This is a genomic window from Psychrobacter sp. 1Y4, from assembly GCF_051847555.1.
In genome coordinates this window covers 153,788-166,055 of record NZ_JBPYDE010000002.1, presented here as the reverse complement: position 1 = coordinate 166,055, position 12,268 = coordinate 153,788, and the positions used below count along the sequence as shown (strand labels likewise).

At 42.2% G+C, this 12,268-nt stretch carries 8 protein-coding genes; 1 reads left to right on the top strand and 7 read right to left on the bottom strand.

What is annotated here, in order from left to right:
• Positions 1-14 precede the first annotated feature (14 nt).
• From ACS8FC_RS02155 to trmB, 3 genes are all read right to left on the bottom strand, one after another.
• Positions 15-1,115 (bottom strand): regulatory protein RecX, encoded by a 1,101-nt coding sequence (locus tag ACS8FC_RS02155; RefSeq protein WP_439295733.1) that lies wholly within the window; start codon positions 1,113-1,115, stop codon positions 15-17.
• A gap of 40 nt (positions 1,116-1,155) precedes the next feature.
• Positions 1,156-2,214 carry a recombinase RecA gene (gene recA / locus ACS8FC_RS02150; RefSeq protein ID WP_439261873.1) on the bottom strand — a complete coding sequence of 353 codons (1,059 nt, stop codon included), beginning with the start codon at positions 2,212-2,214 and terminating at the stop codon, positions 1,156-1,158.
• Between the two features lie 1,055 nt (positions 2,215-3,269).
• Positions 3,270-4,007: a tRNA (guanosine(46)-N7)-methyltransferase TrmB gene (gene trmB / locus ACS8FC_RS02145; protein ID WP_439262136.1), complete on the bottom strand. Its 738-nt coding sequence runs from the start codon at positions 4,005-4,007 to the stop codon at positions 3,270-3,272.
• 410 nt (positions 4,008-4,417) lie between these two features.
• Between trmB and ACS8FC_RS02140 the strand changes: the two genes are divergently transcribed.
• Entirely contained in the window at positions 4,418-5,347 is a 930-nt protein-coding gene (locus ACS8FC_RS02140; RefSeq protein WP_439261872.1) for a DUF2628 domain-containing protein, read from the top strand.
• 102 nt (positions 5,348-5,449) lie between these two features.
• Here ACS8FC_RS02140 and ACS8FC_RS02135 read toward each other — a convergent pair whose 3' ends face one another.
• The 4 genes from ACS8FC_RS02135 to ACS8FC_RS02120 form a co-directional block, all read right to left on the bottom strand.
• A complete protein-coding gene (locus tag ACS8FC_RS02135; RefSeq protein ID WP_439261870.1) occupies positions 5,450-7,339 on the bottom strand; it encodes a monovalent cation:proton antiporter-2 (CPA2) family protein in 1,890 nt (629 codons plus the stop codon).
• Between the two features lie 62 nt (positions 7,340-7,401).
• Positions 7,402-8,106, bottom strand: coding sequence for a hypothetical protein (locus ACS8FC_RS02130; RefSeq protein ID WP_439295732.1), 705 nt, complete (start codon positions 8,104-8,106; stop codon positions 7,402-7,404).
• Positions 8,107-8,353: 247 nt separating this feature from the next.
• Complete coding sequence (locus ACS8FC_RS02125; protein WP_439295731.1) at positions 8,354-9,544, bottom strand: cation diffusion facilitator family transporter; 1,191 nt, start codon at positions 9,542-9,544, stop codon at positions 8,354-8,356.
• 317 nt (positions 9,545-9,861) lie between these two features.
• Positions 9,862-12,135: a primosomal protein N' gene (locus ACS8FC_RS02120; protein ID WP_439295730.1), complete on the bottom strand. Its 2,274-nt coding sequence runs from the start codon at positions 12,133-12,135 to the stop codon at positions 9,862-9,864.
• Positions 12,136-12,268 lie beyond the last annotated feature (133 nt).

Here is a 12,268-nt window from a genome sequence, read left to right as displayed (position 1 = left end):
GCAATAAGAATTAGCTAGAAGCGATCATCTAACGTTTCTAGCGTATAGTTGAGCGCGGCAAAGCAGATGTCGCTCTTAAATCCACGATACTGCAAAAACCGCAGCTGGCGCGCCTTGTCTTTTTGTTCAGTAGGGATATCGTTTCCATATTTTTTAGTACGTACCTCTACCGCAAGCTTTAGCCAGTCCACGCCTTCAACCAAGCTCTCTGCACTATCATCAACAAAGTCTCTAAATTCATCGGACTCTGCATTAGCCATATCAATTAACTCATCAATATTGCTAGGCATAGCTATCTTTTTTCGATAAAACTCTTGCTTGATACGTCCACGTCCACGACCTTTACGAATACTTTCTCGAATAAGCATTAAGGTCGTACGATAATCACTTTGATAGCCTTTTTCCTCAAACTCATCAAGCAGCGCATCGATTTTGTCAGGATCCTGCTCTTTATCCAGTAGCTTTTGCTTTAACTCAGCTTTGCCATATTCGCGGCGTGAGAGATAATAGAAGGCCAACCAGCGTAAGCGGCTCTCAGCTTTGATGGCATCGATATCTGCTTGTCGCTGCTCAGGCGTGCGTAAGTAGGCTTTTAACGCAGATGGTAAGTTATCCGCTTGACTATCTACTTTGCTGTCTTCGTTATTATGATTAATTGTATCGTCACTACTGTAATTTACAGCTGACTTGGCTTCTATGTCAGACTTATCGTCTATATTGGTTTCATGAACATCACTTTTAACCTCTGCCAGTATCTCTTTAATACTTTGCGCTTTAGGCGGCTGATAGGTAGGTACTGTATTAGGTTCAGGTTCAAAGTTAGCCGCTGGATGAAAACGCTTCTTACGCTTTTTGGATTTGGTTTTAGCAGTATGACCATGAGAGGAGGGTAGGAGTTTGTTGTCAGATTCATTAAAACCATCAAACGTCTCATTGACTGATAAAGAAGGCTCAGGACCGAATTTTGCAAATTTGGACTTGACGATAGAGCTTCTATTTTTGGCAGGATTTTTAGACAGATATTTTTGAGTGGCTGTTTTTGACTTTGAGGCAGGTGTACTAGCTGAATCGGCCTGCGATTCAGCTAGAATTTCAGCTAATGTTTTAATTTTCATAACTATTAATCAGCTAATCAATAAAATATATATGCAATAACTATTGAACTGGCGCTGCGTCTGATTTTTCATCCACATCATCCGCGTCTGATGCATCATTGTTGTCAACAACACCAAGTTTTTCGACACGTATCTTCGCTTCAATAGCTTGAGCAATTTCAGGATTTTCCTTCAAGAAGATGACTGAATTGGCTTTACCTTGACCGATTTTTTCATCGCCATAGCTATACCATGCTCCAGCTTTACCAACAGCACCAACTTCAACGCCTAGGTCAATGACTTCAGCTAAATGGTTGGTACCTTCACCATAGGTGATTTCAAACTCAGCCTGACGGAATGGAGGCGCCATTTTGTTCTTAATGACTTTAACACGAGTCTGGTTACCGATGATTTCATCACCGTTTTTGACCGCACCAATACGGCGAATATCCATACGTACTGAAGCATAAAACTTAAGAGCATTACCGCCTGTGGTAGTCTCAGGGCTACCAAACATAACACCAATTTTCATACGAATTTGGTTAATAAATACCACCATACAGTTAGAGCGCTTGGCATTACCGGTAATCTTACGTAAAGCTTGACTCATCAAACGTGCTTGCAAACCCATATGAGAGTCGCCCATTTCGCCTTCGATCTCTGCACGCGGTGTCAAAGCAGCAACGGAGTCAACGACAATCATATCGACTGCCCCTGAGCGTACCAACATATCCGTAATCTCTAGCGCTTGCTCACCATTGTCAGGTTGAGAAACCAATAGATCATCCGTATTTACGCCAAGTCTGCGCGCATAGACAGGATCAAGAGCATGTTCTGCATCAATAAAAGCACAAGTACCACCTTGCTTTTGACACTCTGCAATTGCTTGCAGCGTCATAGTCGTTTTACCTGAGCTCTCTGGACCATAAATCTCAACAATACGTCCTTTAGGCAGACCACCAATTCCAAGAGCGATATCCAAACCTAATGAGCCAGTTGATACAACGTCTACATCAAGCGCTGCCGAATCATCACCTAGATGCATGATAGTATTTTTGCCAAATTGCTTTTCAATTTGACCTAGTGCCGCTTTAAGTGCTTTGGCTTTGTTGTCGTCCATAATGGAGTCCTTGTCATAAATTTTCATAAAAGAGTAATTAAAAATTCGAAGGTATAATGGTAAGTGCAGAAAATATCCTATTAGATCATCTGTCTTAACATATCTTTAAGATCGTAGTTGTCTAAATAAATGCAATATAAACATCTCGTTCCACTATACAGTAAATAATACTAGCAATAGAAGTAGAATGAAGTTTAGAGTAAAAGATTGGTAGGTGTGTGAGTTGATGCAGTGATTATAACAAAATCTAGGTGCAACATCATGATAGGAAAGGTATCAAACGACAACAGCTGTCGTGTGAGATAGAGTGTAATTTAATTGTCTAAATGGGTAGAAAAACTTGTCATTATTATGATAAATTAGAATCATTAACAATGAAGGATGTCAACAAGAATATTGAGTTGTCCACAGGAAACAATAGGCTTCAGAGTCGAGTTTGTGAAACATCGATTGGTATTCAAAATTTTTTAAATTAATTCATAAAAAGTCAATTTTACTTTTATTGAGATGTAAGTTATTGATTTATATATCTATTTAAATTGTATAAAAATTAACCAATTTTACCTAAACCATTAGTTTATCAAGTCAAATACGTGTCAAGTAGTGACTTATCCACATACTTATCCACAGGGAATGGGGAAAACTCAGCAAACCCTTATGCTATCAATGTTTGCGCTAATACTAAAAGTTGTCTAACCCTCCTAGTCCTTTTTTTCAAGAACAATATATTTGAAAATTGCTTTAATTTTTCTGTTTTTATGTCTATGTTTCACGTCGCTAAAGAACATAACATATTCTGACAAATACAGTCTTTATTTGTCAAAATATTAAAATAGTAAAAAATACTTTTATTAAAAATAATCGCTAGAAATAGCAAGGGTTTTTATCATTATTTTTATCATGAGAATGTGCTTAAGAGTCACGTAGAGAATAATGCGATGTTATCGCGAATAAATATACAATAAAGCTTAGCATTAGAATCAATCGAATCATTACAAAAAAGCGGCTAAGTTAATTAGCCGCTGTATATAAACCATCAAAGAAAGTATAAGAATCTAGTCCTTAATATATATTAAGTCCCATACGCCGTGACCGCGCTCTAGGCCACGACGTTCAAACTTGGTCATTGGACGAAAGCTAGGACGCGCCGTAAAATTACCTTTACCAGCTTGATTTCTAAGCCCAGCGAAATTGTCTAGGACATCAACCATCCAAAACGCATAATGCTCCCAGTCAGTTGCGGTATGAAACCAGCCACCTTGCGTTAAACTACGAGTGACAATAGCCATGCGTTCAGGACTCACAAAACGGCGCTTATAATGGCGCTTTTTTTGCCATGGATCAGGGAAATAAAGCTGGATACGATCAATGTGATCTTCTGGCAGCTGCTTTAGTAGCTGAATGGCATCACCATTGATGATTTTAACATTGGTTAAATTCTGCGTACCGGCCATATAAGCGCACTTACCAATACCAGGCTCATGTACCTCAACGCCAACAAAGTTACGTGTAGGATCGGCCGCTGCCATCTCAATGAACGAATCACCCAGCCCAAAACCAATTTCTAGGGTAAGGGGCGCATCACTGCCATTGGGCTTATCGCTAAATAATGAACGCAGATCGTTTATGCCTTCAAGATTGCCGTCACCGAAACTATTATTGACCAAATACTGAGTAAATTCTGGATCAGTTAGGGCCAGCTCAGCATTTTTATTCATATGAGTGCGGCGTTTCATAAAGGTATTGACGATACGTTTATGTTTGTTATCAGGCGCTTCAGTATCAGATGTCATAGACTCGTTGGTCTGTGTGTCGGTATTAGCTGATACATCGGTATCATGCTTGATGAGACTATCGTTGTGAGAATGTTCATTCATAGGAGCAGTAAAATTCGATTGGGTAGCGAGTATGAGCGTATTATAAGTTAAATACTCTTGTGTGTGAACGTGCAATATTTGAATGCTCAACTAACTTATTTATGATTAAACCGTTATACATGTCTTTTCCGATGGTCTATCATCTGGTTTGAAGTATTTCATGCAGGCTTTAATAGACGCCACATCATTTTGTTGACCTATACTAAAGTACATCGTATCTGCTTTTCTATTGTCATATAATAAAGGGCATTTATCGTCACACTGCTATTTAGCGACCTAAACACCAAGTAATCGTAAACCCTTAACAGTCAATAGAGCCTACTGCTATGTTATTTATTGAGACGGATTCGCCACCACCGTTTTATCAAGAACAGCTGAGCCCTCTCAAACGTAAACAGCTTGACCAATGGTTTATTGGTCATCGTACGCAAGGTTATTACCTTAAGCGTTTTGCACAGTTTGATCAGCAAGGATACCTATCACCTAAGTGGCATTGGGCGGCATTTTTTATCACTCTACCTTGGCTCTTGTATCGCAAACGTTACATGGATGCGCTTGTATATAGTGTGGCTGGCTGGTCATTTATCCAACTTAATATCGTCATCGCGCTAGTCACGTTTGAGTTTGTAGCGATGCCTTATATTCCAGATGCCTATCAGATGGCAACACGTATTGGCATTGCTGGGATAATTTGGCTGTTTTGGTCATTTATGGTGGCGCGCTGGACCGATGCTTATTATTACCGGATGGCGCGACGTGAGATTGCTGATGCTATCAATGACCATCCGCGCGATGAAGCTGCACAGCAAGCACATCTACGCCGTGAGGGCGGGGTAAGCTTATTTGGTTTAGGACTGGGCTTTGGGTTCTTTGCTTTTGCGCTCATGGTGATCAATGTGCAGTTTTTACCAATCATTGCCAAGCAAAAAGAAAACGAGGTGTTGTTTGATGCGTATGACATCACCAAAAATGCACAAAATCGAGTCGCGCTAATTTATCAGCAAACAGGAGTGTGCCCGACCAACTTGCCACTTAGTACCGATGCTCAGCAAGTACGTATGCATGTTACTACGCAAGTAGAAGGGGTAGCTGCGACTGACTGCGCAGTCGTGGCGACCGTTCAAAACGTCAAGTTTCCTATACGCTATCTAAATGATCAAACGCTAGTATTTCACCACAATCCAGATACTGATAGCTGGAGCTGTATAAGTTCACTTAACGAAAAACAGGCTCCTAAGCGCTGTATAACTAATTAAAAATGAACATGCACACATTAGGACTATTGATAGCTAAGATTGTATAAAGCTGAACGTAATATAACGATAATATGCAGACCCTAGATAAGTTTGCAACAACCGCTAGGCTTTGGGGTCAGTAGCAACATTGTTTGAGGCATCGTCAACTGGAGTTGCTTGTTTCTTAAGTACTTCATAAAAATCCCCTAAGTCCATCTTGCGCGCTTTACCAATATCTTCGTCAAACAAGCTTTCAAGCTCTGCCATTGCAGATTGTGCTGATTCAATCATCCTTGCTTCATCATCATAGATAGCTTGCTGACGTTCAATCAAATCATCGTCATAGTCGCGGAAAGTCTGAATCGTATCGCGGGCTTTTTCAGGTGATATACCAAGCAGCTGTAGGGACTCGCGTGACATATCTAACGAGGACAAGTAGGTCTCACGCCAGATATGACGGACGCCAACCTCACGTAAACGGTAATAATGCTGACGGTCACGGGCGCGCGCCAATACAACCAAATCAGGATAGTTTTTGCGCAGATACTCAGCAGTGGTGATAGAGCGCTCTAAATCATCAACAGCGATAATAAAAATACGGGCTTTACTGATACCAGCCGCCCGCAAAATCTCAGGGTTTTTTGGGTCGCCATAATAGACTTGGTTACCAAATTTACGTACAAAATCCACTCGGTTTGCCGAGCGTTCGATGGCCGTAAATTCGATATTATGCATACGTAGCACACGGCCGATAATCTGCCCGACGCGTCCAAAACCTGCAATAATGACAGGATGCTCATGATCGGGAATGGTGTCGTGCTCGCGACTAGGCTTACTTTTAGCAAATAAAGGCTCACCGACTTTGTCTAATAATAAGAAGGCAAGCGGGGTGAGTGCCATAGAAATGGTCACGATTAAATTTAGCGTGTTCTCCATTTCGGGCGCTAATACGTTTTGGGTTGCAGCGACGTTAAATAATACAAATGCAAATTCACCACCTTGAGCTAAGGTCACGCCAAGACGGATACTGGTCGGCCAGCGATTGCCTAGTACCTTTGCAATAGTGGTAATTACAGCGAATTTGATGAACATTAACGCCACGGCACAACTTATGATAAATACAGGATGTGCCATGATGAGCTTAATATCAGTCAGCATGCCTACTGACATAAAAAATAGACCGAGCAGTAAACCTTTAAAGGGCTCAATACTGGCTTCTAGCTCATGACGATATTCAGAATCTGCTAAGAGTACACCAGTCAAAAACGCCCCCAATGCCATCGATAGGCCGATTTGTCCCATCAAAATAGACACGCCCATAACGATAAATAAGGCCACAGCAGTCAGTAGCTCTGACGCACCACTAGATGCGACAAATTTAAAAAATGGTCGAATAACATAACGGCTAGCGAGGATAAGACCACCAAAGACGGCAAAAACTTTGGCAAAATAAATCAAATCGTAGCTTTGTTCGCGCACACCTGACAAAAATGGAATTACTGCTAGTAATGGAATGACGGCAATATCTTGAAATAATAAGATGGTAAATGCTTCGCGACCATGGGTACTAGAGAGTTGCTGCTTTTCGGTTAGTATCTGTAATACAAAGGCGGTAGATGACAGGGCTAGACCAAAGCCGACGATAAAAGCGGTATCCAATCGTAAAGAGAAAAAATGATACAAGATGACCATTAATAATGTGCCAGTAAGCCCAACTTGCAAGCCGCCAAGGACAAATATAGAACGTCGTAATGCCCACAGACGCGATGGTTGCAGCTCAAGACCAATGATGAACAACAGCATGACCACGCCAAACTCAGAAAAGTGTAGTAAGCTTTCAGCATCACCTGCCACATCTAGCGCGCTTGGACCTAATATTAGTCCTGTAATCAAGTAACCGAGGACAGTGGCTATACCGAAGCGTTTACCGAGAGGGACAAAAAGCAGCGCTGCACCCAAAAATATGGTGGCTTGTAGCATCAAGTTTGGAGAGCCGGCAGCGGCAGCGAACATATAAAATCCTTAGCAATCAATTTAAAAACATAATCAACGACATAGTAAATAAAACAATACAGTTATTTTTTACGATAAATCTTCCAAACGCCATTCTCTGCTATCGGGTTACTATAGGCATCGTTACGACGTTTACGTGGTGTCTGTCTGCTATCAATTACTTTAAACTCAGGCAAAGCATGAACGATAAGCCCCGTACGATAGAAGCGTACACGCTCAGGCTCTAACATCTCACCTTTTCTGTCACGGCAAAATACATACGCACGCAGATCAATAAACTCACGGTGAGCGACTAAACGTGCCTCATCGTCGTTATCAAATACTGCTGCCATACGCGCAATATCCTCAGCACTATAATCGCCGCATTTATCAGTCAGTGCGCCGACCGAACCAAAACTTTTAGACTCCTTGGCATGAGTTTTAGTGAGATGTAGGCGCTGAACATGATAGATAAACTGGGGAATCTCAAGGCTGGCTGGCAGTGGTAGATAGTCGGGTGGTAGGTTGGCTGCAGGATAAAACGCCATCGCACGCTCAAGCAAAGTTTGCCAACGTTGTTGGTATGCTTGGACTTCTGCTAAGTTGCCTTCATAGATGGGCATGTCGCGAATTTGACGTAAAATGTCAGGCGGAAACTGCTCGTCACGAAACTTAGCAATGTCTTCTTGCAGGGTTGATAGCAAAACCTTGGCGTGTTTTTTGCCATCTTTTGACGTAGGGTTGTCAATATAGTCTGGGGCGACAAAGGGCGCTGAGCGTCTAGACATAGGATTATATCGTCAATAAGTAGGTTAAAAAAATACTAATAAGTCTGCTTACCAAAGTCAATCGGTATGATAAATAGAGGATTTATATCGTTATTATAACCATATAACCCCCTTTAAAGCTTATCTTTTTAAATTGTACAACTAAGGTTTTGAGAAAAACTACCGAATTAATCTGAACATAAGTAATAAACGAAGAAGTTCTTTATTATTGAATGAAATAAATCACGGCAATGCTCAAGACTTATTGTTAATGACTATGCCCAATATGACTATTACTATCTATAGGACGTTCTGAGACATCACAAACCAGCGCATCGCTATGGGTTTTGGTCTGCGGGTGCGATAAGCTTTCAACCTGAATGGTAGCATGATGTATACCAATCGCTAACAAACCTTGTTCAAGATTGGCAATCAATACGCTGGCATCCGAAATTCTCATATCTCCATCGACCATTACATGGCAAGATAGCGCATTTAGCCCGCTGGTGATGCTCCAGACATGTAGGTCATGGACTTGTTTTACTTGTGGATGGGCAAGCAGTTTGTCTTCAACATCGACAAGTGAGATGCCTTTTGGTGTGCCTTCCATTAAGATATGTACCGAATCACGTACGACGCGGTAGCCACTTACTAAGATAAGTATGGCGACAATGACAGACGCTGCTGCATCCGCCCAAACCCAACCAAATCCCATCATTAATAGCGCGGCAACAATAGCAGCAACGGATCCCATTAAATCACTTAGTACATGCAAGTAAGCACTTTGCATATTGAGATTAACAGGCTCTTTTGTGTCAGAGCTTTCGACTTTTACCATGTCCTTATTTGCTTTATCTTTATTTGATCCATGGCTGTGATCATGAGCGTGCCCATCGCCACTGCTACTACCACGATGCATCAGCCAAGCGACTAAGATATTGACTAGCATACCGATGGTTGCGACGATAAGCATACCTTGGGTGGCAATCTCTGGCGGCGAGTTAAAGCGTTTGATCGCTTCATAAAAAATCATCAAGGCGATAATCACCAGCGTCGCACCATTAACTGTGGCTACGATAATCTCAAAGCGTTTATACCCAAAGGTCTTTTGATGCGTGGCTGTTTTTTCGCCGATTTTAAATGCCATCAAGGTCGCACCAAGGGCGATGGCATCGCTGAGCATGTGTCCTGCATCGGACAATAGCGCCAAACTTCCAGTCAGCAACCCACCGATTGCTTCGATAAACATGTAACCAGTAATAATGATAAAGCTAATAAGTAATGTGCGCTGATAGCCTTTGGTATCTCGCGGTGCGGTAGTCTGCTCTAAATGTTCATCATGATCATGGGTGTCTTGATTGTTAGGAGTATAGTTACTATCGTCCTTTTTATACACATCAATATGCTCACTTGGAGGCAAGTGCTTTTTTTGCTTATGATTGGGATTTTCTTGACTCATAACGATACTCAAACTTATTAAAATTTATAACAAATAACTCTGATGACTGATAATAAATCTAACATAGTCGGGTATTAGAAGCTGTAACGACGAGGTAAAAATGAAGCCAGTAAGCTATAGTCGATTCACTGTAAAAATGACATAGTGCTACTGGTATAAATTTTCCTTGCGTGCTGTTATCACAGAGGCTGCGCAAAATTCATTCCAGTAGCACTCTTCAATTTATAACCATTTATAATCATGTTATTTTGAATTGACTATACGTTTAGTAGCCTAAGAATAATAAGAGTAAACTGTGATAAGTTTGAGGTGTAAGCCTACCAGCCAATGGGATCAATATCTAAAGTCAGTTTTAGGTATTTAGCGCTGGGTAGCGCCAGTACTGGTTGCCACCAGTGACTTAATACATGGTGGAGCTGCTGGCGCTCTTTGGCAAGTAATAACAGCTGCGCATGGTAGCGACTATTTTTTTTACTCATAGGTGCATCGATGGGGCCTAATACTGCCAAGTTGTGTGCATTTGGAAGAATAGATATGGCATCTTTGAGTGCTTGCCTGGTGCTGACGAGAGTTTTTCCTTCGCAGCGAATCAACGCGGCATGGGTATAAGGCGGCAATCCCATCATTTTGCGCTCTTGCAACAGTTCACGCGCAAATGATAAATAACCGTCTTTTACCAGTTTTAATAGCAAATCGTTGTCTGGTTGCAATGTTTGAATCAGCACGCGTCCTGCTTTATTGCCACGTCCTGACCGTCCTGCTACCTGAATCATTAACTGCGCTGTATGCTCAGGCGAGCGAAAGTCCGCAGACAAAAAGCCGCGATCGGCATTGGGTAAGCAAACCAAGGTAACGTTTGGAAAATGATGACCTTTGGCGACCATTTGCGTGCCAACCAATATAGCAGGATTGCCTTGATTGATACGCTGATAAATATTTTCCCAGCTGTCTTTGCGCCGTGTAGTATCACGATCGATTTGAATAATAGGGTACAGCTCTTTGCTGGTTTGCGGGTTGGCAAAAATCGCGTGCAAATTTTCGCTTAGCCTTGTCGTACCTATACCTTTGGCATCCAAGTTTTGACTGCCACAATCAGGGCAAATGGTTGGAATATAAGCTTGCCAGTCACAGTGGTGGCATTTTAGATATGAGCTATATTGAGACTGACTATTGTAATGAACGGTCAGATGGGCATCGCAGCGCGGACAATCTGCTTGCCAGCCGCAAGCTTCGCATAATAAGACAGGTGCATAGCCGCGCCGGTTTAGGAACACCAACACTTGATCGCCAGCCTCTAGCGTTTGTCGTATTGCCCCAATCATGGCGTCTGTCAGTCCTGTATCGTAGCGTGCGCCATCGTCCGTCGTCTGCTGATGGGTACTTTGCAAGCGCGCATCAATAAGCTGCATGGGCGCAGGTTTGGCATTACCTGGCCGTGTCCGTAACTGGTACTCTACCAGTTTGTCATCATCGACCAGTTTTAGATGTTCAAGAGAAGGAGTAGCGGTACCAAGTATGACTGGGATATTGTATTGTACACCGCGGTAGAGTGCGACGTCAGCAGCATGGTAACGCAGTGTATCTTGTTGTTTATACGAGCCGTCATGGGCCTCATCAACGACGATCAGCCCCAAGTTAGCAAAAGGGTAGAGCACTGCTGATCGCGTGCCGATGATGATTTGAGCGTGTCCTGTGCGGCAGTCTTGCCAGCCTTGCAAGCGGTGAGTATTGTTCATACCAGAATGCAACAACACAATATGAGCGGCAAACCGACTGGCAAAACGGGCGCGCGTCTGCGGTGTTAAGCCAATTTCTGGCACCAAAATCAAAACTTGCTTGCCAGCTTCAAGTACCGCTTGCATCGTTTGCAAGTAAACTTCGGTCTTACCACTGCCAGTAATGCCATTTAATAAAAAACCTGTGTAGCGCTGAGCTTGATGAGTAGCGATGATAGCGCTGACCGCCTGCTGCTGTTCTTCGTTTAGATCAAGGGGCATTTTCGCTAACGTGACAGGAGACGGCACTTGTTTTGGCTCAATATAGCGCTCAATCAGACCTTTTTCTTCTAAAGTCTTTAAAAAGGCGCGCTCCATACCTTCTAATAACAGTACATCTTCACTAGCACCGCGCGCGCCATGTAGTTTGAGCATATCAAACTGCTGCTTTTGTTTTTTTGCATTGGCATGAAAGTCATCGTCGCTTACATGCGGCAAAATTCGCCAATGTGTAATCAGTAAGTCCAACGGCTTGCCTTTGCGCACTAGGCTTGGCAAGATAACGGCTAGAACATCACCGAGCGGATAGTGGTAATAACGCGCAAGCCAATAGGCAAGTTTTAACATACTGGCATTTAAAATAGGCTCAGCATCTAAGCATTTATTAATAGGTTTAAGCTTACCGCTAGGTACATTGCTATCGGCTCTAGCGATATGAGCAATTACAATACCGATTAGGGTTTGACGACCGAATGATACCTCGACACGGCTACCAATCTGAGGTAAAGAGACGTTTGATGAGATGTTGTTATCAGTTGATACGCTATAGTCAAATACCCGATAAAGGGGCACGGGTAGAGCAACTTGTACCAACATAAAATGCACCCTTAGCTTTTTGATATATAGCTTTTAGATTAAATTTTTAGATATGTAGCTTTTAGCTATTTAGATTATTGCATTAAAAAGAGAGATAGCAATAAGCCCAAATAAACATATTTGGGCTTACTCT

Coding starts and splice junctions, on each gene's coding strand:
- recA (WP_439261873.1), bottom strand. CDS start 2,214: ATGGACGACAACAAAGCCAAAGCACTTAAAGCGGCACTAGGTCAAATT.
- trmB (WP_439262136.1), bottom strand. CDS start 4,007: ATGACATCTGATACTGAAGCGCCTGATAACAAACATAAACGTATCGTC.
- ACS8FC_RS02155 (WP_439295733.1), bottom strand. CDS start 1,115: ATGAAAATTAAAACATTAGCTGAAATTCTAGCTGAATCGCAGGCCGAT.
- ACS8FC_RS02125 (WP_439295731.1), bottom strand. CDS start 9,544: ATGAGTCAAGAAAATCCCAATCATAAGCAAAAAAAGCACTTGCCTCCA.
- ACS8FC_RS02130 (WP_439295732.1), bottom strand. CDS start 8,106: ATGTCTAGACGCTCAGCGCCCTTTGTCGCCCCAGACTATATTGACAAC.
- ACS8FC_RS02120 (WP_439295730.1), bottom strand. CDS start 12,135: ATGTTGGTACAAGTTGCTCTACCCGTGCCCCTTTATCGGGTATTTGAC.
- ACS8FC_RS02140 (WP_439261872.1), top strand. CDS start 4,418: ATGTTATTTATTGAGACGGATTCGCCACCACCGTTTTATCAAGAACAG.
- ACS8FC_RS02135 (WP_439261870.1), bottom strand. CDS start 7,339: ATGTTCGCTGCCGCTGCCGGCTCTCCAAACTTGATGCTACAAGCCACC.